This is a genomic window from Rhodococcus sp. S3 (assembly GCF_058211795.1).
The window spans coordinates 3,254,199-3,275,508 of sequence record NZ_CM177074.1 but is presented as its reverse complement, the minus strand read 5'-3'; the positions used below and the strand labels follow the sequence as shown (position 1 = coordinate 3,275,508).

The window sequence follows — 21,310 nt, the reverse complement described above, 5'->3', positions numbered from 1 at the left end:
CATGACGGGCGATTCGACACGCTGTGTGAAGGCGGTTGCACACGAGGGTGTTCCGGGCTCCCCGCTGCAGGCGGGGCCGGTCTTCGCCGCGCCGTATCTGCTCGGTGAGGACGAACGCGACGATGTCGACACCTATGCGCGGGCCTCGAATCCCGGCTGGCGCGCACTCGAATCGGCGCTCGCGGAACTCGAGCACGCCTCGGCCGCCCGCGTCGTCGGCTCGGGCATGTCGGCGATCACGGTCGCGCTGCGATCACTCGTGGCCCCGGGTGGCACGGTCGTCGTCCCCTCCGACGGCTACTACCAGGTGCGCAAGTTCGCCACCGAATATCTCGCGCCGCACGGCATCGACGTCCACGAACTCTCCGTCGCCGAATTCGGGGACGGCTCCCTGCAGCGGGTCCTCGACGGTGCGGGCCGGGGTGCGGTGGTCCTTGCCGAGACGCCGTCGAATCCCGGTCTCGACACGGTGGATCTGCGTGAGACCGCGCAATCGTGCCGTCGCACCGGGGCATTGCTGCTTGTCGACAACACGACCGCCACCCCGCTCGGACAGCTCCCGCTCGACCTCGGCGCCGACGTCGTGGTGGCCAGCGGAACGAAATCGCTCAGCGGACACAGCGATCTGTTGTTCGGATACATCGCCGTCGCCGATCCCGACCTGCTGCCCGCGATCGACCGGGAACGACTGCTGTCGGGAACCGTGCTGGGACCGTTCGAGACCTGGCTCGCGCACCGCAGCCTCGGCACCGCCGGACTGCGCTTCGAACGGCAGTGCGCCAATGCACTCGCCGTCGCCGGGATGTTGCTCGAGCATCCCGCCGTCACGGACGTCCGCTATCCCGGGCTCCCCGGCGACCCCGCTCACGCCGTGGCGGCCGGCCAGATGAGCCGCTTCGGCCCCCTGGTCACCTTCCGGCTGCCCGGCCGCGACGAAGTGCACCGCTTCGTCCGTGCGGCCGCGCTCGTCGCCCCCGCCACCAGTTTCGGCGGCATCCATACGACAGCGGATCGCCGCGCACGCTGGGGCGATGCGGTGCCGGAGGGATTCGTCCGGTTGTCGTGCGGAATCGAGGACACCGCGGATCTGCTCGCCGATCTCGACGCAGCGCTGAAGGAGACGGAGTCGGCGGGGACATAGCAGGGTGTCCGGTCCCACCCGTGTAGGACTCGCCCGTCACGCGGAGATCGCCACCCGGTACGGTTCGACACGTGAGTACGCCCCGAACCCGGGTGGCCGTCGTCTTCGGTGGTCGCAGCAACGAACATTCCGTCTCCTGCATCTCGGCGGGGAGCATCCTGCGCAACCTGGATCCGGAGAAGTACGAGGTCGTGCCCATCGGCATCACTCCCGAGGGCGCATGGGTCCTCGGCGACGCGGACCCCGCCGGCCTCGCCGCGGCCGGTCGCGAACTGCCCGTCGTCGCCGGTGACGGCTCCGATCTCGTGCTCACCGCGGATCCCACTCGTGGCGGCGACATCGTCGCCCTCGACGAGGCCTCCTACGGCCGGGTGCTCGCGTCGGTCGACGTGGTGTTCCCGGTCCTGCACGGCGCCTACGGCGAGGACGGCACCATCCAGGGTCTGCTCGAACTCGCGGACATCCCGTACGTCGGTCCCGGCGTCCTCGCCAGCGCCGCCGGGATGGACAAGGAGTTCACCAAGAAGCTGCTCGCGGCCGAAGGCCTGCCGGTCGGCTTCCAGATCGTCCTGCGTCCCGGCACCGCGACCCTCACCGAGGAGCAGAAGAACCGCCTCGGCCTGCCCGTCTTCGTCAAGCCCGCCCGCGGCGGATCGTCGATCGGCATCAGCCGCGTGGCCGACTGGGCCGCCTTCGACGACGCCGTCGCGAAGGCCCGGCAGCACGATCCCAAGGTCATCGTCGAGTCCGCGATCCTCGGCCGCGAGGTGGAGTGCGGCGTGCTCGAGTTCCCGGACGGCGACGTCCGCGCGAGTGTCGTCGCCGAGATCCGCATGCCCGACACCTCCGGCGACCACGAGGCGTTCTACGACTTCGACACGAAGTACCTCGACGACGTCTGCGAGTTCGACGTCCCGGCCAAGCTCGACGAGGAGATCTCCGACCGGATCCGCGAGCTCGCGGTCCGGGCGTTCCGCGCCCTCGACTGCCACGGTCTGTCCCGCGTCGACTTCTTCGTCACCGAGGACGGACCGGTGATCAACGAGATCAACACGATGCCCGGTTTCACGTCGATCTCGATGTACCCGCGGATGTGGGAGGCCACCGGCGTGGAGTACGCCGAGCTGCTGTCGATCCTGGTGGAGACGGCGCTCGCACGGGGGACCGGCCTGCGCTGACGGCACACGGCCTGTCGGGTTCCGCGAGGACCCGACTAGGCTGGACACATGACTGCCGTGACCCCCGACTCAGCTGCGACCGACGCCGGCACGGACACCCGTGAGGCCGTCCACGAGGCCGCGCGTCGCGCCCGCGTGGCCTCGCGTCGTCTCGCGCTGCTCACCACCACCGAGAAGGACGTGGCTCTGCACGCCGCGGCCGACGCTCTGCTCGCCGCCGCCGACACCGTCCTCGCCGCGAACGCGGAGGACATCGAGGCCGCCCGCGCCGGTGGCACCGAGGAGGCCATCCTCGACCGGCTGCGCCTGACCTCCGCCCGGATCGACGGGATCGCCGCCGGCCTGCGCCAGGTGGCCGGCCTGCCCGACCCGATCGGCGGAGTGGTCCGCGGCTCGACGCTGCCGAACGGTCTCGAGCTGCGCCAGGTGCGCGTCCCGCTCGGCGTGGTCGGCATGGTCTACGAAGCGCGTCCCAACGTCACGGTCGACGCCTTCGGTCTCGCCCTGAAGTCCGGCAACGCCGCACTGCTGCGCGGCTCGTCGTCCGCGGCCCGGTCGAACGCCGCGCTCGTCGAGGTGCTGCGTGCCTCGCTCGAGAGCCGGGGCATCCCCGCCGACGCCGTGCAGCTGCTGCCGAGCGCCGACCGCTCGTCGGTGACGCATCTGATCCAGGCTCGCGGCCTGGTCGACGTCGTGATCCCGCGCGGTGGCGCCGGTCTGATCGCCGCGGTGGTCCGCGACGCGACCGTCCCCACGATCGAGACGGGCACCGGCAACTGCCACGTCTACGTCCACTCCGCGGCCGATCTGGAGATGGCGGAGAAGATCGTGATCAACGCGAAGACCCGCCGGCCCAGCGTGTGCAACACCGCCGAGACGATCCTCGTCGACAAGGCGATCGCCGACACCGCCGTCCCGAAGCTCCTGCAGGCGTTCCAGCAACACAGCGTGACGGTCCACGGCGACCTGCCCGGCCTCGTGCCCGCGACCGACCAGGACTGGTCCGACGAGTACCTCTCGCTCGACGTCGCCCTCGCTGTGGTCGACGACCTCGACGCCGCCGTCGACCACATCGACCGTTACGGCACCGGCCACACCGAAGCGATCGTCACCTCGGACCTCGCCGCTGCGCGGGAGTTCACGACGCGCGTGGACGCCGCAGCCGTTATGGTCAACGCTTCGACGGCGTTCACGGACGGCGAGCAGTTCGGATTCGGCGCGGAGATCGGGATCTCCACCCAGAAGCTGCACGCCCGCGGTCCGATGGGTCTGCCCGAGCTGACGTCGACGAAGTGGGTGGTGTGGGGCGACGGCCACACCCGCCCCGCCTGATCGAGACCGGCCCGACGAAAGGAACCAGCGTGGATCGTGCGCTGCCCGCCACCCCGCCGATCTTCGCGGACGTCCAGGACGTCGTCGATCGTCTGGCCGGTACCGGATATCTCGCCGACAAGTCCACCGCGACCGCGGTGTTCCTCGCCGATCGCCTCGGCAAGCCGTTGCTGATCGAGGGACCCGCGGGCGTGGGCAAGACCGAACTCGCCCGCGCCGTCGCCGAGACCTCCGAGGCCGAACTCGTGCGCCTGCAGTGCTACGAGGGCGTCGACGAGTCCCGCGCGCTGTACGAGTGGAACCACGCCAAGCAGATCCTGCGCATCCAGTCGGCGGGGGCGACCGCCGCGGCGGGGGAGTCGTGGGACCGCACCAAGGAGGACGTCTTCTCCGAGGAGTTCCTGCTGTCGCGGCCGCTGCTCACCGCGATCCGCCGCGAGGATCCGACCGTGCTGCTCGTCGACGAGGTCGACAAGGCCGACGTCGAGATCGAAGGCCTGCTGCTCGAGGTGCTCAGCGACTTCGCGGTCACCGTGCCCGAGCTCGGCACCATCCGGGCCACCCGCAAGCCGTTCGCGGTGCTCACCTCGAACGCCACCCGCGAGTTGTCCGAAGCGCTCAAGCGCCGGTGCCTGTTCCTGCACCTGGACTTCCCCGATGCCGACCTCGAACGGCGCATCCTCGCCAGCCGGGTCCCCGATCTGCCCGACGCGCTCGCCGAACAGCTCGTGCGCACCGTCCGGGTACTGCGGGGCATGCAGCTCAAGAAGGTGCCCTCGGTGGCCGAGACGATCGACTGGGGCCGCACCCTGCTCGCGCTGGGTCTCGATACCCTCGACGACACCGCGCTGCGCAGCACGCTCGGCGTGATCCTCAAGCACCAGTCCGACCAGGTCCGCGCTGCCGCCGAGCTCCGGCTGAACTGACATGGCGGCCGCGCACCTTCCCGGATCCGGGGCGCCCCCGGCTCCCCACGGACTGCCCGGGCACCTGGTCGGATTCGTCGAGGCGCTGCGTCGCCGCGGCATCGCGGTCGGGCCGTCCGAGACGGTCGACGCCGGACGGGTCATGACGGTGCTCGATCTCCTCGACCGGGAGGCCCTCCGCGAAGGTCTCGCGTGTACCCTGCTCCGCCGGTCCACGCACCGCCCGACCTTCGACGCCCTGTTCGACCTGTGGTTCCCACCCGCGATCGGACGTCGCGAGGCCACCGGCCCGCAGGTGAGCATCCCGCGCACCCCCACGGGGGAGGTCGACTTCGAGGCCCTGCGCGACCTCATTGCCGAGTTGCTGTCCGACGAGTCGCCGGAGGCACTCGAGGCCTCCGAGATGCTCGTCTCCGCCATCGTCGAGGAACTCGGCCAGTACGCGTCGTCGAACGGCCCGTCCTTCTCGGCCTATCAGGCGCTGCGCGACGTCTCCCCGGAGACCTTGCTCACGAAGATCCTCGAGGGTCTGCTCGGCAACGGCACCCGTGAGGAACGCGACGACGCCGCCTACGAGAGCGAGGTCGCGCGGCGCACCGCCGCCCAGCGCATCGCCGATTTCCGGGCGATGGTCGAACGGGAGACCCGCCGGCGCACCGCCGAGCAGGTCGGCCGCGAACGAGTCGAGAAGTACGGGGTGCCCAAGCTCGCCGAGGAGGTCGACTTCCTGCGCGCGTCCGACGCGGAACTCGTCGCCCTGCGCCGCAGCGTCATGCCGCTCGCGCGTCTGCTCGCGAGCCGTCTCGCCGCGCGCCGCCGGCGCGCTCGTGCCGGCGCCATCGACCTGCGACGCACCCTGCGCAAGTCCATGTCCACCGGTGGCGTGCCCATCGATCTGGTCAACCGCAAGCCCCGTCCGGCGCGTCCCGAGCTCGTCGTGCTCTGCGACGTCTCCGGTTCCGTCGCCGGCTTCTCCCACTTCACGCTGCTGCTCGTGCACGCTCTGCGCGAGCAGTTCTCCCGCGTGCGCGTGTTCGCGTTCATCGACACCGCCGACGAGGTCACCCACTATTTCAGTGCGGGCTCCGATCTGGGCGAGTCCATGTCGCGGATGCTGAAGGAAGCGGAGCTGATCACCTACGACGGTCACTCCGACTACGGACACGCCCTCGGCAGCTTCGCGGAGAACCACGCACACGCCCTCACCAGCCGCAGCTCACTGCTGATCCTCGGCGACGGTCGCACGAACTACCGCAATCCGAACCTCGAAGTCCTCGAACATCTCGTGTCCGTCGCACGGCACGCGCACTGGCTCAATCCCGAGCCGAAGGGACAATGGGGTTCGGGGGATTCGGCCGCCAGGGTCTACAGCGAGGTCGTCACGATGCACGAGTGCCGGTCGGCGCAGCAGCTCGCAACGGTGGTGGCGAGTCTGCTCCCCGTGTGAACCCGTAAGCTGGACAACCGTGCATCAGCCAACGGATCGGCCCTCGGCCCCCAGGCGCCGCCTGGGCGTCATGGGTGGAACGTTCGACCCGATCCATCACGGACACCTCGTGGCGGCCAGTGAGGTCGCCGCGAGCTTCGACCTGGACGAAGTGATCTTCGTGCCCACCGGGCAACCCTGGCAGAAGACCGGACGCGACGTCAGTGCCGCCGAGGACCGTTACCTGATGACGGTGATCGCAACCGCATCCAACCCGCGGTTCTCCGTCAGCCGCGTCGACATCGATCGACGCAAACCCACCTACACCGTCGACACGCTGCGCGATCTCAGCGAGCAGTATCCCGACGCGGATCTGTACTTCATCACCGGCGCGGACGCCCTGGGATCGATCCTGTCCTGGCAGGACTGGCAGACCCTGTTCGACCTCGCCCGCTTCGTCGGGGTGTCCCGGCCCGGATACGACCTGCACGCCGAACATCTGGCACCGCATCTGGACGATCTTCCGCCGGAGGCGGTGAGCCTGGTGGAGATCCCGGCACTGGCGATCTCCTCCACGGACTGCCGCAGGAGGGCACGCGAGAACCGTCCCGTCTGGTATCTGGTGCCCGACGGAGTGGTGCAGTACATCAGCAAACGCCGGCTCTACCGCACGAATCCGCACCCCGACGGAGATCCCGTCCCGGTGTTCGACGGAAACACCCCCGGCACCATCGAGAGAAAGAGCACGCAGTGAGCGCAACGGCAGAAGCCACGGAGATGGCCCGAATCGCAGCCCTGGCCGCCGACGAGAAACTCGCCACCGACGTCGTGGTGCTCGACGTGTCCGAGCAGCTGGTGATCACCGACTGCTTCGTCATCGCGTCCGCACCCAACGAGCGTCAGGTCAACGCCATCGTCGACAACGTCGAGGAGAAGCTGCGTCTGGCCGGCCACAAGCCCGTCCGCCGCGAGGGCACCCGCGAAGGACGGTGGACCCTGCTCGACTACGTCGACGTCGTGGTGCACATCCAGCACGAGGACGAGCGCAACTTCTACGCCCTCGACCGCCTGTGGAAGGACTGCCCGACCATCGAGGTCGACGGTGTGGGCGGCCCCCGTTCGGCGATCGACGCCGCCGACTCGCCGGAGGACGTGTGAGCCATCCGGGGGAGGGGGCGCAGAGCCCACGGGTGCGGCAGCTGGTCCTGCTGCGCCACGGTCAGACCGAGTACAACGCCACGCGGCGGATGCAGGGACAGCTCGACACCGATCTGTCCGAACTCGGCCGACGGCAGGCGCTCGCCGTCGCCGACGTGATCGCCCGGTTCGATCCGCTCGCCGTCGTCTCGTCCGATCTGCGCCGCGCCTACGACACCGCGACCGCGCTCGGTGACCGCATCGGCCTGCCGGTCGCGATCGACACGCGCCTGCGCGAGACGCATCTCGGCGAATGGCAGGGCCTGACCCACACCGAGGTCGACGCCGTGGCCCCGGGCGCGCGCAGCGCGTGGCGCGCCGACGCGACCTGGGCACCGCCGGGGGGCGAGAACCGCGTCGACGTGGCACGGCGCAGCATCGCCGTCGTCGGCGAACTGCTCGACAAGTACGAGGACTGGAACGATCGGCCCATCGTGCTGGTCGCGCACGGGGGCCTGATCGCCGCGCTCACCGCGGCCCTGCTCGACCTGCCGGTCGACCGGTGGCCCGTCCTCGGCGGTCTCGGGAACACCGGCTGGGTGCAGCTCAGCGGATACGGCGAGGTGCCGTCCTGGCGCCTCGACGTGTGGAACGCGTCGGCCACGGTGGCGCCCGATGACGTCCTCTGAACCCACGCCGATCGAGACCGACGCCGCTCCGCGGCGCCCGGTCCTGCTGGTGATCGGCGACTCGCTGAGCTATTACGGTCCGAAGGGCGGTCTGCCCGCCGACCATCCGCAGATCTGGCCCAACCTGGTCGCGGCCGAACTCGGCTGGGACATCGAACTCGTCGCCCGGATCGGGTGGACCACACGCGACGCGTGGTGGGCCATGACCCAGGACCCGCGGGTATGGGCCGCGATCCCGCACGCCGGGGCTGTCGTCCTCGCCGTGGGCGGGATGGACACTCTGCCGTCCCCGCTGCCCACCGCACTGCGGGAAGGCCTGCGCTACATCCGCCCGCCGGCCCTGCGTCGCGCGGCGCGTAACGCCTATGGGTGGTTGCAGCCGCGACTGTCGCCGCTCGGGCGTCCCGTGGCGCTCCCGCCCCGGGTCAGCGTCGAGTACCTCGAAACGATCAGGGACGCACTGGCATACATGCGCCCCGATCTGCCCGTCATCGGCACCCTGCCGTCGGTGCACCGCAGCGAGCAGTACCGGTCGGTGCATGTCGGCCGGCTCCCCGCGGCACGCGCGATCACCCGCTGGGCGGCCGAGAAGTCGGTTCCCCTCGTCGATCTCGCCGAAGCGGTGCGGGAGAACGTCTTCTCCGACGACGCCAATCCCGACGGGATCCACTGGGGTTGGGAAGGACACCGTCGCGTCGCCTCCGCTGTCGGCGATGCGGTCCGGATCGTGCATCGGGATGCGGAAATCCCGGTGGAGGGCCTACGGTAGGCGTCGTGTCCGTCGTCGTCGTCACAGATTCGTCGAGTTGTATCGACCCCGAACTGGTCCGTCGGTACGACATCCGTGTTGTGCCACTGCACATCATCGCGGGCGGACGCGACCTCCGCGAGGGCGTCGACGAGTTGCCGGACGACCTGTCGACCGTGACCACCTCCGGGCCGTCGCCCGCCGAACTGACCGACGCCTACACCGAGGCGCTCGAGGCCAGCGGGGGAGACGGCGTCGTCGCCGTGCACCTCTCGCGTGTGCTGTCCGGGACGTGGGACGCCGCCCGGCACGCCGCAGAATCGCTGGGCGACCGGATCCGGCTCGTCGATTCGCGGAACACCGCCATGGGTTCGGGTTTCGCCGTTCTCGAAGCGGTGCGCGCCGCCCGGGCCGGAGCCGATCTGGCGCGGGTGTACGACCGGGCCGTGGAGGTCGCGGCGTCCGCCCGGACCCTACTCGTCGTCGACCGGCTCGACCACCTGCGTCGCGGCGGCCGGATCGGCACGGCCACAGCGCTGTTGGGTACCGCGCTCGCGATGAAACCCGTGCTGCACATCTCCGACGGCAAGCTCGTCCTGCGGGAGAAGACCCGCACGATGACCAAGGCGATGGCCAAACTCGTCGACGGAGCCGCAGCCGATGTCGGCGACGAACCGCTCGTCGCGGTACACCACCGCGAGGCACCCGAGCGGGCCCGCAGCCTCGCCGATCAGCTCGCGCAGCGCCTTCCGGAGGGTACCGAGATCGTCGTGTCCGAACTCGACGCGGTTCTCGGCGCGCACGTCGGGCCGGGCGCGGTCGGTGTGGTCGTCGCCTCCGCGGCGACCGGTACCACCGAGGACTGACCACCTACACCACCTCCCGGCCCGGATCATGCCGGTGGAGGCCCGATCCGGGCATTCATCCACAGGGGTGCTGGTCATCCACAACCTGGGCCGGATCGGCGCCGACACCGAATCCGGCGTTCGCGGACGCGGTTAGCGTCGCGGCATGGCGAGCAGTGACCACCGTGATCTCGCGCGCACCCGCCTCGGCGCAATCACGCGTTCCTCGGCGATGCCCGCGGAACCGCCCTGGACCGAAGACACATCGACCGACGACCACCCCTGGGCGGATCCCGACGACGGCGACGAACCCCTCCACAGCGGTCCCGGCCGGGAACGATTCGTCGATCGGCTGACCGCCGCGCGATGGGACACGGGACGACGGGGAACCGCAGCTCTCGCCGCGATCGGAGTGCTCGCCGCCGCAGTGGCTCTCGTCGTCGTGTGGCGCGACCGGCCGGTCCCCGAACCGGTACCGCCGCTGCCACGGGTCGAAGTCGTGGACACCGCAGAGCCGTCCGCCACGAAGGAGACGGACACGGCACAGCCGGATTCCGCCGAGTTCGTCGTCAGCGTCGTGGGCGCGGTGACACGGCCCGGACTCGTGCGGCTGCCGGCAGGGTCCCGTGTGGCCGACGCGCTCGACGCGGCCGGCGGTACCGTCGACGGCGCCGACCTCATCGGCCTGAATCTGGCCCGGCGGGTCGCCGACGGTGATCAGATCGTCGTGGGAATCGCCCCGCCCCAACCTGTTCCGCAGGCCAGTGGAATCGTCGGGGTGCAGGCACCGGGCGATGCTCCACCGGAGGAAGGCGGGCTGGTGGACCTCAACACCGCCGACGAGACCGCGCTCGACGCGCTGCCGGGAGTCGGTCCCGTGACGGCCGCGGCGATCGTGTCGTGGCGCGACACCAACGGACCGTTCACGGACGTCGAACAACTCGGTGAGGTCGACGGGATCGGACCGGCGCGACTGGCCAGGCTGCGTGAACTGGTGACGGTGTGACCGTCCGCAACGACAGGTCCGATTCCGCAACGGTTCTCGACGCCAGGTTGGTGCCGTGCGCGTTGGCCGCGTGGGGCGTGACGCTTCTCGGGTTGTACACGGGATGGCGGATCGTCACCGTCGTGGCGGTCGCGGCCGTCGTCGGATGCGCCGTGACGGTCCGTCTCGTCGCGACCGGGCGTATCCCTCGCGGAGGTGCACGGATCCTCCTCGCCGCACTGGCCGTCGTCGCGGGATTCGGGCCGGCTGCCGGTCTCCGGATGTGGGCCGCCGACCAGCACCCGATCGCCTCCGCAGCGGAAAGGGGAGCGTGGGCCGGTGTCGTTCTCGTCCCCACGGACGACCCGCGGCGCATCCGGTCCGCGGCCTTCGACGACACGCCCCGGGTACGCATTCCGGCACGGCTCGAGCAGGTGACGGTCGGTGGACGATCCATGGACACCGGGGGATCGGTGGTCGTGTTCGCGCCGGCCGACTCGTGGGGAGATCTCCTGCCCGGACAGTCGGTCACCACACGGGTGCGGGTCGCGCCGCACACCGGGCCGGGCACCACGGTGGCGGTGCTCCGCGCGGAGAACGCGCCCACGGCCCTCGGCCCGCCACCGATGTGGCAGCAGTGGGCGGGCACGGTGCGCGACCGACTCACGCAGGTGAGTTCCGCCGTGCTTCCCGCTGATCGGGCCGGACTGTTGCCCGGTCTCGTGGTGGGCGACACCACCGCGCTCACCGACGAGGTGCGCGAGGACTTCCGGGTGGCCGGACTGACGCACCTGACCGCCGTGTCCGGAGCCAACGTCAGCATCGTCCTCGGCGCGGTGCTGCTGCTCGTGCGCGCGGCGGGACTCGGCCCGCGTTCCGGGACCGTCCTCGCCGCAACGGCTCTCGTCGCCTTCATCGTCGTGGTCCGTCCGTCGGCGAGTGTGGTGCGCGCGGCGGCGATGGGATCGATCGGGCTGCTGGCATTCGTGACGGGTCGTGAGCGACAGGCACTTCCCGCACTGTGCACCGCGGTGGGCGTGCTGCTCGTGCTCGTGCCCGACCTCGCCGTCGACGTCGGGTTCGCGCTGTCGGTGTCCGCGACGGCGGCGCTCATCGTCGCCGCGCCACCGGTCGTGACCCGACTCGTGGATCGCGGGTGGCCGCGTCCCGTCGCGGAAGTCATGGCGATGTCGCTGGTCGCGTTCGCGGCGACCGCACCTCTCGTCGCGGCGGTGAGCGGGACGGTGAGCGTCGTGTCGGTCGCGGCCAATGTCCTCGTCGCCCCGGTACTCGCGCCACTGACGGTCCTCGGCTCGCTCGTCGCGGTAGCCGCTTTCGTCGTCCCGTGGGCGGGGGAGATGCTCGCACGCGGCACCGGGCCCTTCCTGTGGTGGCTGATCTCGGTGGCCGACCGGGCGGCCTCGATGCCGTCGGCAGAGTTCGAGGTGCCGGACGGACCGGCGGGGGCACTCGTCGCGGCCGTACTGGTCGTCGTGGTGTCGTCGGTGGCTCGTCACCGGCGGGTGCGGATCACGGCTCTCGTGATCGCGGTGGCCGTCGCGGCGGTGTGGCTTCCGGTGCGGATGCTGCGGCCGGGCTGGCCCGGAGCCGAATGGGTCCTCGTCGCATGCGATGTCGGCCAGGGCGATGCACTGGTATTGGCGACGGGGGACGGACGCGCGGTCGTCGTCGACACCGGGCCCGAGCCGGAACCCGTCGATCGGTGCTTGCGCCGGTTGCGGATCCGCGGTGTCGCGCTGCTCGTCGTGTCGCACCTGCACGCCGACCACGCGGGCGGAATCCGTGGTGTGCTCGGCGGGCGCTCGGTCGAGGCGGTCGTGGTCGGGCCGGGCGCTGCGAGTGACGACGCGGCGGACGTTCTCGACCCCGCGATCGAGAGCGGTGTCGTCGTGCGGGAAGTGGCCGCCGGTGCGGTCCTGCGCGCAGGCGATCTCGAGATCCGGGTGGTGGGACCGGCCGCACGCGGGACGGGCGGTTCCGAGAACGACGACTCCCTCGTCCTGGTGGTCGATACTGTCGTGGGGCGGATCCTGCTGCCGGGCGACGCGGAGGAGGCCGCGCTCGACGCACTCGTGCGGTCGGGCATCGACGTGCGTGCGGACGTGTTGAAGGTGCCGCACCACGGCTCGCGCACCACTCCTGCCCGGTTCCTCACCGCCGTGCGGCCGAGCGTCGCCCTCGTCAGCGCCGGGCGCGACAACCTGTTCGGGCATCCGCATCCCGAGATCGTGTCCGCCCTGGCCGGAATGGGGGCGCGGGTGTTGCGGACCGACCTGCACGGCGACGTCGCAGTGGTCCGTGCCGGTTCCGGGGCGCTCGCGGTGGTGTCGGACGTGCGTGGCACGATCGAACCGTGAGCGACGCGTCCCTGCATCTGGTCCTCGGTGAGGAAGAACTGCTCGTCGACCGTGCCGTCGCGCAGATCGTGTCCGATGTCCGCACGCGCAGCGGAACTCCCGGTGACCTCCCCGTCTCCCGGCTGCGCGCCGGCGACGCGGGTGTGCCCGAACTTGCCGAGCTGCTCAGCCCGTCGCTGTTTGCAGAAGAACGCATCGTGATCCTCGAATCCACGGCCGACGCCGGGAAGGACGCCGCGGCGCTGATCCTCGACGTCGCCGGCGATCCGCCTCCGGGCGTGACGCTGGTGATCCTCCACAGCGGTGGCGGTCGCACCAAGGCGATGGTGCCCGCCCTGCGCAAGTGCGGCGCCGAGGAACACATGTGTGCCGCTCCCGCGAAGGCGGGGGAGAAGGCTGCGTGGGTGCGAACGTTCGTCCACAAGGAGTTCCAGGCCGCGGGCGTGCGGGTCTCGGGCGACGTCGAACAGCTCGTCATCGAAGCGGTGGGATCCGACCTGCGCGAACTCGCCGCTGCGTGCAGCCAGCTCGTGGCCGACACCGGCGGCAAGATCGACGCTGCGGCCGTGCGGCGTTACTACTCGGGCAAAGCCGAGGTGTCGGGATTCGACGTGGCCGAGAAGGCCGTGGCCGGCGACACGGCCGGTGCGCTCGAAGCACTACGGTGGGCGATGCACCGCGGTGTCGCCCATGTGCTGCTCGCCGATGCCCTCGCCGACGCCGTGCACACCATCGCCCGGGTCGGTTCCGCCGGTCGCGGCGACCCGTTCTCCCTCGCGTCGTCGCTCGGTATGCCGCCGTGGAAGGTGAAGAAGGCGCAGGCGCAGGCGCGCACATGGGCGCCGGCGTCGATCGGGACCGCACTCACGGTGGTCGCTGCGCTCAATGCCGACGTCAAGGGAGCGGCGGCCGATCCGGACTACGCTCTCGAGCACGCCGTGCGGGTCATCTCCGAACTGGCGGCCTGAGCCGTCCGCGTCGATCCCGCTTCCGGGGCGGCGTCATGTCTGCCGTTCAATGCCACGAAGGCCGTCCCCGGCGGGGGACGGCCTTCGTGAAGCAGAGCCTGCGTCTACTACCTCGGAGCGATGAACTCAGAGCTTGTTGGCAAGCTTCGCGAGAGCAGACTTCTTGTTGGCGGCCTGGTTGGGGTGGATGACACCCTTGCTGGCAGCCTTGTCGAGCTGACGGCTGGTGGCGACGAGGAGCTCGTTGACCTTGTCCTTGTCGCCGGCGGCCGCAGCCTCGCGGAACGAACGGATCGCCGTACGAAGCGACGACTTCACCGACTGATTCCGGAGTCGGTTGCGCTCGTTGGTGCGAATCCGCTTCACCTGGGACTTGATGTTGGCCACGCGTAAAATCCTGTCGTCTTGCTGGTAGCTGGTAGGAAAGCTCTGGGTGCATCTGAGCACCGATGGACAAGGTTACCAAGAACGGATCACAAAGCCCAAACCGGTGGTCGGATCACCCTCGTTACCGAGTCTAATGTTTCGTGCATGAAACGACTTCGTTTCGTCCGAGGTCACCTGCCCCGGCATGTAGAACGATTTCGGCATGATCAGCACGACCCCCCTCGAGCAGGGCGGACCCGCCCCCGGACGCGCCGGCACCGACGTGTTCGCGGGCTACCCCGGATCCGGCGACCCCACCGCCTACGACGAGATGTTCGACGCGGACGGACAGGTCCGCGAACCCTACCGACGGCTCTTCGAAACCCTCTCGTCCAAGGGCGTCGACGACCTCGCAGCCCGCACCGAGGCGCTCGGCCGCGCGTTCACCAACCAGGGTGTGACCTTCTCGCTGTCCGGACAGGAACGGCCCTTCCCGCTGGACATGGTCCCGCGGGTGATCGCCGCCGCCGAATGGTCCGAACTCGAACGCGGAATCAGGCAGCGGGTGCGCGCCCTCGAACTGTTCCTCGCCGACGTCTACGGCGAGCAGCGCATCCTGCGCGACCGGGTCCTTCCCCGGCGCCTGGTGACCTCGTGTCAGCACTTCCACCGCCAGGCCTCGGGCATCGTCCCGCCCAACGGGGTGCGCATCCACGTCGCGGGCATCGACCTGATCCGCGACGAGAACGGCACCTTCCGCGTCCTCGAGGACAACCTGCGCTCGCCCTCCGGCGTCTCCTACGTCATGGAGAACCGCCGGGCCATGGCCCGCGTCGCACCCGATCTGTTCGCCCAGCACAAGGTGCGACCGGTCGGGGACTACGCCCTGCACCTGCTCCGGGCCCTGCGCGCGTCCGCCGCCCCGAACGCCGCAGACCCCAACGTCGTGGTGCTCACCCCGGGTATCGCCAACTCCGCGTACTTCGAACATTCGCTGCTGGCGCGGCAGATGGGCGTCGAACTCGTCGAGGGACGCGACCTGTTCTGTCGCGACAACGTCGTCTACATGCGCACCACGGAGGGCGAACGGCAGGTCGACGTCATCTACCGGCGGATCGACGACGACTATCTCGACCCGATGCACTTCCGCCCCGACTCGGTGCTCGGCGTCGCGGGACTCGTCAACGCCGCTCGGGCCGGCAACGTCGTCATCTCCAGCGCCGTCGGCAACGGCGTGGGTGACGACAAGCTCGTCTACACCTACGTGCCCGAGATCATCGACTACTACCTCGGTGAGAAGCCGTTGCTGCCCAACGTCGACACCCTGCGGTGCTGGCTCGACGCCGAACGCGAGGAGGTTCTCGACCGCATCGACGAACTCGTCCTCAAGCCCGTCGAGGGCTCCGGCGGTTACGGCATCCTGTTCGGTCCCGACGCCTCGCGCGCCGAGCTGGACGAGATGATCGGCAAGATCCGCGAGGACCCGCGCAGCTGGATCGCACAACCGGTCGTGCAGTTGTCCACGGTGCCGACGCGCGCGGGAGATGCGCTCGCTCCGCGTCACGTCGACCTGCGTCCGTTCGCCGTCAACAACGGCGAGGACGTGTGGGTTCTCCCCGGTGGTCTCACCCGGGTCGCGCTGCCCGAAGGGTCGCTCGTCGTCAACTCCAGTCAGGGCGGCGGCAGCAAGGACACCTGGGTGCTCGCCGAGACCTCCGACACCGCAGCCGAACTGGGCGGCGAGGGCGTCGTGGCGGAGCGCGAGGACGTGAACCGGTCCGAGCACGGCCCGGAACTCACCACCTCGCAGCAGCAACAACAACAGCAACAACAGAGCGGAAGGGACCGCTGATGCTCGCACGGAACGCGGAATCCTTGTTCTGGATCGGCCGATACGTCGAACGCGCCGACGACACCGCCCGGATCATGGACGTGGCAGTGCACCAGCTGCTCGAGGACTCGACCGTCGACCCCGACCGCACCTGCCGCCGGCTGCTGCGCGTGCTCGGATTCACCGAGCCCGAGGGCAGACTCGATGTACGCACCGTCACCGAGATCGTGGCCTTCGGCCGGGACGGCGCCGGGTCGATCCTCGACACCATCGGCTACGCGCGGGAGAACGCGCGCGGCGCACGTGAAGTCACCTCCACCGAGATGTGGGAGTGCCTCAACACCACCTACAACGGCCTCGCCGAACGCGAACGCGCGGCCAAACGGCTCGGGCCCCACGAGTTCTTCCGGTACGTCGAACACCGTGCCGCGATGTTCGCGGGCCTGGCCGACAGCACCATGTGCCGCGACGACGGATACCGCTTCCTGCTGCTCGGCAGGTCGATCGAACGCGTCGACATGACCGTGCGGCAGTTGCTCTCCCGCGCGGGGGACGGCCCGACGTCCCCGAGCTGGGCGACCGTGCTGCGTTCCGCCGGTGGATACGACACCTACCTGCGCACCTACCGCGGAGCGCTCGACGCCGGTTGCATCGTCGAGTTCATGATGCTCGACCGGCTGTTCCCCCGCTCGGTGTTCTTCGCGCTCAAGCAGGCCGAACAGTGCCTCGCCGAACTCGACGACCACGGCGACTACCGGTTCGGGGCACGCGACGAGGCGCAGCGTCTGCTCGGGCGCGCCCGCAGCGAACTCGAATTCATCGGTCCGGGTGTGCTGCTCGACGAACTCGCGACGCGGCTGTCGTCGTTGCAGGAGCTGTGCCGCACGGCCGGCGAGGCCATCGCGCTGCAGTACTTCCACGCGGCCCCGTGGGTCGCGTGGGTCTCCGCACGGGACGCCGGCGCGGACATGTCGATTCTGGAGGGAGAACTGTGAGCTGGCGGATGCGTGTGGTGCACAAGACCGGGTACGAGTACGACGGTCCGGTCACCGCCTCGTACAACGAGGCCCGACTCACGCCGCGCTCGGACGGCCGTCAGACGGTGGTGCTCAACCGCGTCGAGACCACCCCGGCCACACGCTCCTACCGGTACACCGACTACTGGGGCAGTGCTGTGACGGCCTTCGACCTGCACGCCCCGCACACCTCGCTCGAGGTCGTCGGACACTCGGTGGTCGAGACCGAACCGGTCCGCCCGCCCGACGAGCCCGCGGGCTGGGACGTCATCACCGATCAGCGCACCCGGGACCGGTACGACGAGGTGCTGGCCCCCAGCGCGTACGTGCCCACCGATCCGGAACTCGAGGCGACGGCCCGCGAACTCGCCCGCGGACTCGAACCGGTCGTGTAGGTTCTCGGATTCGGTGTCAGTTTCTCAATTTCATGTCAGTCGCCTGTCAGCGGCGTGTCGGTTTCTCAAATTCGTGTCAGTAGCGGGACCCTGAAAAAGTGCCCCGGACCAGCGAGGTTGAGGTCAGGTACGTGCAGGAATCAGGTGATCCTGTCGCGACGACCCTCGCTGCGGCAGATCCCTATCGGATGATCCTGGGCCTGCCGGTACGGAAAGTCCGCAGTCACCCCCATCAGCGCCACTATTCCGGGATGTTCTGGTCGGCCACCAACCGTGGCCACGTCCTCTACGAGAGCCGACTCGAACTGGACCGGTTGTGGCTGGCGGACTACGCACCGGAAGTGGTGCGGATCGCCGCACAGCCGATGTGGCTGTGCGGCCCGGACGGGAAGACCATGCGTCGGCATGCGCCCGATCTGCTGCTCCAACGCACAGACGGCGGATTCACGGTCGTCGACGTCAAACCCGCCGAGTTCGCCCGTCGCGACGCAGTTGCGCAGGTGTTCGCCTGGACCGAACGACTGTGTTCGAGTCGGGGCTGGTCGTATGAAGTGTGGACCGGTGCAAACCCAGTAGTGCTGGCGAACCTCCGAATCCTCGGGGGCGCTCGTCGTAGCGAGTGGATCGACCCCGCGGTGATGAGGGCACTCGACAGCGTCGCAGTGCCCGGGATGACCCTCGACGACCTCGCCGCATCGGTGAACAGGCCCGGCTCGCGAATCGCGGTGCTGGCGAAGCTGTGGTCCGGTCTGTGGTCGGTGGACCTGACGGTGCCGCTGTCCGGACAGTCGCAGGTGTCCGGTGTAAGGAGCACGCCGTGACCAACATCGTCGAACTACGTGCAGGAATCAAGGTCTGGCTCGACGGCTGCTCATGGGAAGTCGTGGCGCTGCAGGGACACGATGTCACCCTCCGGTCCGGAGAGCGGATGCAGCGTGTCGCGGTCACCGAGATCGCGGCACGGGGAACAGCGATCTCACCGCCGGACGACACCGCCTCCGCTGACCCTGCTGCCGTAGTGCTCTCCTCGCTGACCGCAACCCAGATTCAGGAACTGGAAACACGAGCCGAACACGTCCGCGGCATCCTGACCGAGGTTGCGACCTCCGGCGCCGAACTCGAATCGGTGTTGGCCACCAGAGCGGCGGAACTTCACGTCTCTGTGCGCACCCTGTACCGCTGGATCGCCGGATACCGCGCGGCAGGAGTTGCCGGACTCACGGACAGTCGGATCCGTAGCCGCTACGCCACCAGTGTCGATCACCGGTGGGACGCAGCATGTGTGCGGGTGCTCGATAGGTACGTCACCGTCTCGACCCCGACGATCGGCGCGGTCATCGATGCCGTTGCCAAGGACCTGGAAGCAGAATTCGGGCCGGGCATGGTGCCGTTGCCCTCCCTGAGCACGGCATACCGGCGGGTGAAGACCTTGTCGAAGGGGCGGCACGCGTTCGGTAGCGCGAAAGGCCGGCGGTCGGTGGCGGACCGGCCCCGCGGTGTCCTCGGCCGACTGCGCGCGACCCGTCCGGGGGAGTACGTGGTGCTCGATACCACCGCGCTGGATGTGTTCGCGATGGAACCGGTCACCATGCGCTGGGTTGGGGTGGAGTTGACCGTGGCGATGGACCTGTTCACCCGCTGCATCCTCGGACTGCGCCTGACACCGCTATCGACGCGGTCCCAGGACGTGGCGAATGTGCTGTACCAGTGCATCACTCCCGCCCGCGACACCGACCCGACTGCGGATCAACTCTGGCCGTATCACGGGGTGCCGCGAAACCTGCTCGTCGGCACCGAAACCCCGGACGGGATCTCCCAGCGACGCGTCGGGGATCTACCGGCATGTCTGCCCGAGGCGATCGTCGTCGATCACGGCAAGCAGTACCTGTCCTCTCATGTGATCGGAGTCTGCGCCCGACTGGGTATCACCGTTCAGCCGGCGATCCCGCACAAGCCCACCGACAAACCCACCGTCGAACGCTTCTTCCGCACCCTGCGCGAATCACTGCTACAGCACCTGCCCGCCTACAAGGGCCCGGACGTGTACTCACGGGGCAAAGACGTCGAAGACGCCGCGTTCTACTACGCCAGCGAACTCGAGCAGATCATCCGGGAATGGGTGGGCCGGGTCTATCACCACACCCGACATGACGGGCTGTGCGTGCCGGAACTGCCGCGGGTGGGGTTTTCGCCGAGCGAGATGTTCGAGATCGGGGTCGCCAAATCGGGTGGTCTGCTGTTGCCGGCGAATCCGGATCTGGCGTATGAGTTCCTCGATGTGCGTTGGCGTACGATCCAGCACTACGGCGTCGAGGTCGACGGACTGCGTTACGACGGATCCGGGCTCACCTTGTATCGCACCACCCGTTCGCCGTATGGCGGTGTGCACGCCGGTAAGTGGCCGATCTTCGTCGACAATCACGACATCCGGCACGCCTGGTTCCAGGACCCGGACAGCCACCGTTGGCATCAGTTGGTGTGGGAGCACGGCGCTTGCCTGAACCAGCCGTTCAGCAGGGACGCCGCCGACTACGCCAAACGCATCGCCGTGCGCGAGCATCGCCACTTCGATCCCGCCGCCGCGGTACGGGATCTGCTGCTCGCGTGGAGCCGAGACGACGTCGCGACACGCCGCGACCGCGCCCTGGCCCGCCGACTCAGTGCCCACCGCCCGCATCCGGAAACCGAAGGACAGCAGTCCGGTATCGACGACGAACGCGACACTGCGTCCGTGCCGGGCGTCGCCGAGCTGCTCGACGAACTCGCCACCAGTCGAACTCAACGGTTGGAGGTGGTCGACGACGTCGACGTATTCGACCGGTACTACGCGGAGCATCCCGACGAAGACGTGTTCGAGGTGTTCGACGAATGAACCCCTGGGCCACCTGGCTGGCAACGTATGGCACTGTCCGCTACCAGCTCTCCCGCAAACAGGGCTGGCACGCCTTCGTCACCGCCCCACCGCGTGAACCGTTCGAGGTCCTCTCCCGCACCGCGATGTCCCGACTGTCGCAGGAGGAGCTCGAGGACTACAACGAAGCCCGGATGGTGTGGAACGCGAACCTGCCGACGATCAAGACCAGCCAACTCGCCGCCGCCTACGGGATCTGCGATCAGGTGATGGCCTCGGCGTATCGGGACGGCGACAAGCTGCGCGGCTCGGTGGTCATCGACGCCGAACCCGGCCTCGGCAAGACCACCATCGCCACCCGCTATGCCCGCGACGTCCACCGGCGAGTTCTGCGCCGCGACGGACCCCTCACCGTGGAGGGGCATCAACGGTGGCCGGTGGCGTTCATCCCGCTCAGCGCCGGGGTCACCCTCAAAGGCCTCAATCAGCAGATCCTGCGGTTCTACGGCCATCCGGCCGTGGACCGTGCCTCCACCTCGAAACTCGGGGCCTTGGCGGTGGACTGTGTCACCTCCTGCGGTACCCGGTTGATCGTGCTCGACGATCTGCACTTCGTCGACTTCCGGCACCGCAACGGCCTGGAGGTATCGAACCATCTCAAGGGTTTGGCCAACGACATGGCCGCTACCTTCATTTACGTCGGGGTGAATCTGACCGCCAAACGCTTCTTCGACGAAGGCCTGCTCGGCGAGCACACCGTCTACGCCCAGACCAGCCGCCGCGCCACCCGCTGCCCGGTTGCCCCGTTCAGCATCGACACCGACACCGGGATGCGCGGCTGGCTCGCGCTGCTGCGCACCGCCGAAGAACACCTCACCCTCGCCGGCAGCCATGACGGGATGCTGTGCGAGCATGCTCGGCTGCTGCACCGCCGCACCCAGGGGCGGATCGCGTCGTTGACGAATCTGCTCGACCGGATCTCGTATCTCGCGATCGTCACCGGCGTCGAAGCCGTCACTGCTGAGTTGATTACGACCGCGACCGTCGACAATGCCAGCGAATCCGCCGCCCGCACCGGCTGATACCGGCTGGTCCCGC

Annotated in this window: 19 protein-coding genes and 1 pseudogene; 19 read left to right on the top strand and 1 reads right to left on the bottom strand. The window is 69.2% G+C overall.

The window, feature by feature from the left end:
- Position 1 precedes the first annotated feature (1 nt).
- The 13 genes from AC0LPE_RS15340 to holA all read left to right on the top strand — a co-directional run bounded on the left by AC0LPE_RS15340 (position 2) and on the right by holA (position 13,753).
- Complete coding sequence (locus AC0LPE_RS15340) at positions 2-1,141, top strand: cystathionine gamma-lyase (protein WP_490604771.1); 1,140 nt, start codon at positions 2-4, stop codon at positions 1,139-1,141.
- 71 nt (positions 1,142-1,212) lie between these two features.
- The gene (locus AC0LPE_RS15335) at positions 1,213-2,319 is read left to right on the top strand and encodes a D-alanine--D-alanine ligase family protein (RefSeq protein ID WP_172414872.1); all 1,107 of its coding nucleotides are present in this window, start codon (positions 1,213-1,215) and stop codon (positions 2,317-2,319) included.
- A 48-nt stretch (positions 2,320-2,367) separates the two neighbouring features.
- Positions 2,368-3,651 carry a glutamate-5-semialdehyde dehydrogenase gene (locus AC0LPE_RS15330; RefSeq protein ID WP_490604770.1) on the top strand — a complete coding sequence of 428 codons (1,284 nt, stop codon included), beginning with the start codon at positions 2,368-2,370 and terminating at the stop codon, positions 3,649-3,651.
- Between the two features lie 29 nt (positions 3,652-3,680).
- Positions 3,681-4,577 (top strand): AAA family ATPase, encoded by an 897-nt coding sequence (locus AC0LPE_RS15325; RefSeq protein WP_120279733.1) that lies wholly within the window; start codon positions 3,681-3,683, stop codon positions 4,575-4,577.
- Position 4,578: 1 nt separating this feature from the next.
- On the top strand, positions 4,579-6,024 hold the full coding sequence (locus AC0LPE_RS15320) for a VWA domain-containing protein (protein WP_160875653.1): 1,446 nt from the start codon (positions 4,579-4,581) through the stop codon (positions 6,022-6,024).
- 70 nt (positions 6,025-6,094) lie between these two features.
- Positions 6,095-6,757, top strand: a complete 663-nt coding sequence (gene nadD / locus AC0LPE_RS15315; RefSeq protein WP_016694084.1) for a nicotinate-nucleotide adenylyltransferase — start codon at positions 6,095-6,097, stop codon at positions 6,755-6,757.
- Positions 6,754-7,161 carry a ribosome silencing factor gene (gene rsfS / locus AC0LPE_RS15310; protein WP_016694085.1) on the top strand — a complete coding sequence of 136 codons (408 nt, stop codon included), beginning with the start codon at positions 6,754-6,756 and terminating at the stop codon, positions 7,159-7,161. The genes nadD and rsfS overlap by 4 nt, the downstream gene beginning before the upstream one ends.
- An 89-nt stretch (positions 7,162-7,250) precedes the next feature.
- The gene (locus AC0LPE_RS15305; RefSeq protein WP_390889786.1) at positions 7,251-7,829 is read left to right on the top strand and encodes a histidine phosphatase family protein; all 579 of its coding nucleotides are present in this window, start codon (positions 7,251-7,253) and stop codon (positions 7,827-7,829) included.
- Positions 7,816-8,598, top strand: a complete 783-nt coding sequence (gene octT, locus AC0LPE_RS15300) for a diglucosylglycerate octanoyltransferase (RefSeq protein WP_088897196.1) — start codon at positions 7,816-7,818, stop codon at positions 8,596-8,598. Before AC0LPE_RS15305 ends, octT begins: the two co-directional genes overlap by 14 nt.
- 5 nt (positions 8,599-8,603) lie before the next feature.
- On the top strand, positions 8,604-9,443 hold the full coding sequence (locus AC0LPE_RS15295; protein ID WP_088897197.1) for a DegV family protein: 840 nt from the start codon (positions 8,604-8,606) through the stop codon (positions 9,441-9,443).
- 145 nt (positions 9,444-9,588) lie between these two features.
- Positions 9,589-10,428 (top strand): ComEA family DNA-binding protein, encoded by an 840-nt coding sequence (locus AC0LPE_RS15290; RefSeq protein ID WP_423660204.1) that lies wholly within the window; start codon positions 9,589-9,591, stop codon positions 10,426-10,428.
- Positions 10,425-12,785, top strand: coding sequence for a DNA internalization-related competence protein ComEC/Rec2 (locus AC0LPE_RS15285; protein WP_490604769.1), 2,361 nt, complete (start codon positions 10,425-10,427; stop codon positions 12,783-12,785). The genes AC0LPE_RS15290 and AC0LPE_RS15285 overlap by 4 nt, the downstream gene beginning before the upstream one ends.
- Entirely contained in the window at positions 12,782-13,753 is a 972-nt protein-coding gene (gene holA / locus AC0LPE_RS15280; RefSeq protein WP_016694091.1) for a DNA polymerase III subunit delta, read from the top strand. The genes AC0LPE_RS15285 and holA overlap by 4 nt, the downstream gene beginning before the upstream one ends.
- Positions 13,754-13,879: 126 nt before the next feature.
- Here the strand turns inward: holA and rpsT are convergent, their stop codons facing one another.
- Positions 13,880-14,140: a 30S ribosomal protein S20 gene (gene rpsT, locus AC0LPE_RS15275; RefSeq protein WP_006554505.1), complete on the bottom strand. Its 261-nt coding sequence runs from the start codon at positions 14,138-14,140 to the stop codon at positions 13,880-13,882.
- Between the two features lie 202 nt (positions 14,141-14,342).
- On the opposite strand from rpsT, the gene AC0LPE_RS15270 reads away from it, so the two are divergent.
- From AC0LPE_RS15270 to AC0LPE_RS15245, 6 genes and pseudogenes are all read left to right on the top strand, one after another.
- Positions 14,343-15,971, top strand: a complete 1,629-nt coding sequence (locus tag AC0LPE_RS15270; RefSeq protein WP_016694092.1) for a circularly permuted type 2 ATP-grasp protein — start codon at positions 14,343-14,345, stop codon at positions 15,969-15,971.
- Positions 15,971-16,945, top strand: a complete 975-nt coding sequence (locus AC0LPE_RS15265; protein WP_490604768.1) for an alpha-E domain-containing protein — start codon at positions 15,971-15,973, stop codon at positions 16,943-16,945. Before AC0LPE_RS15270 ends, AC0LPE_RS15265 begins: the two co-directional genes overlap by 1 nt.
- Positions 16,942-17,352 (top strand): annotated as a pseudogene (locus AC0LPE_RS15260) (transglutaminase N-terminal domain-containing protein); the annotation flags it as partial. The gene AC0LPE_RS15265 and the pseudogene AC0LPE_RS15260, both read left to right, overlap by 4 nt.
- A 140-nt stretch (positions 17,353-17,492) precedes the next feature.
- On the top strand, positions 17,493-18,182 hold the full coding sequence (locus tag AC0LPE_RS15255) for a TnsA-like heteromeric transposase endonuclease subunit (protein WP_226435562.1): 690 nt from the start codon (positions 17,493-17,495) through the stop codon (positions 18,180-18,182).
- Entirely contained in the window at positions 18,179-20,233 is a 2,055-nt protein-coding gene (locus tag AC0LPE_RS15250) for a TnsB C-terminal domain-containing protein (protein ID WP_490604767.1), read from the top strand. Before AC0LPE_RS15255 ends, AC0LPE_RS15250 begins: the two co-directional genes overlap by 4 nt.
- Positions 20,230-21,294 carry an ATP-binding protein gene (locus AC0LPE_RS15245; protein ID WP_059384188.1) on the top strand — a complete coding sequence of 355 codons (1,065 nt, stop codon included), beginning with the start codon at positions 20,230-20,232 and terminating at the stop codon, positions 21,292-21,294. The genes AC0LPE_RS15250 and AC0LPE_RS15245 overlap by 4 nt, the downstream gene beginning before the upstream one ends.
- Positions 21,295-21,310 lie beyond the last annotated feature (16 nt).

Excerpts from the sequence above, each read along its gene's own strand:
- AC0LPE_RS15340 (WP_490604771.1), top strand. The coding sequence starts at position 2 with ATGACGGGCGATTCGACACGCTGTGTGAAGGCGGTTGCACACGAGGGT.
- AC0LPE_RS15330 (WP_490604770.1), top strand. The coding sequence starts at position 2,368 with ATGACTGCCGTGACCCCCGACTCAGCTGCGACCGACGCCGGCACGGAC.
- AC0LPE_RS15320 (WP_160875653.1), top strand. The coding sequence starts at position 4,579 with ATGGCGGCCGCGCACCTTCCCGGATCCGGGGCGCCCCCGGCTCCCCAC.
- nadD (WP_016694084.1), top strand. The coding sequence starts at position 6,095 with ATGGGTGGAACGTTCGACCCGATCCATCACGGACACCTCGTGGCGGCC.
- AC0LPE_RS15305 (WP_390889786.1), top strand. The coding sequence starts at position 7,251 with ATGCAGGGACAGCTCGACACCGATCTGTCCGAACTCGGCCGACGGCAG.
- octT (WP_088897196.1), top strand. The coding sequence starts at position 7,816 with ATGACGTCCTCTGAACCCACGCCGATCGAGACCGACGCCGCTCCGCGG.
- AC0LPE_RS15290 (WP_423660204.1), top strand. The coding sequence starts at position 9,589 with ATGGCGAGCAGTGACCACCGTGATCTCGCGCGCACCCGCCTCGGCGCA.
- AC0LPE_RS15270 (WP_016694092.1), top strand. The coding sequence starts at position 14,343 with ATGATCAGCACGACCCCCCTCGAGCAGGGCGGACCCGCCCCCGGACGC.
- AC0LPE_RS15265 (WP_490604768.1), top strand. The coding sequence starts at position 15,971 with ATGCTCGCACGGAACGCGGAATCCTTGTTCTGGATCGGCCGATACGTC.
- AC0LPE_RS15245 (WP_059384188.1), top strand. The coding sequence starts at position 20,230 with ATGAACCCCTGGGCCACCTGGCTGGCAACGTATGGCACTGTCCGCTAC.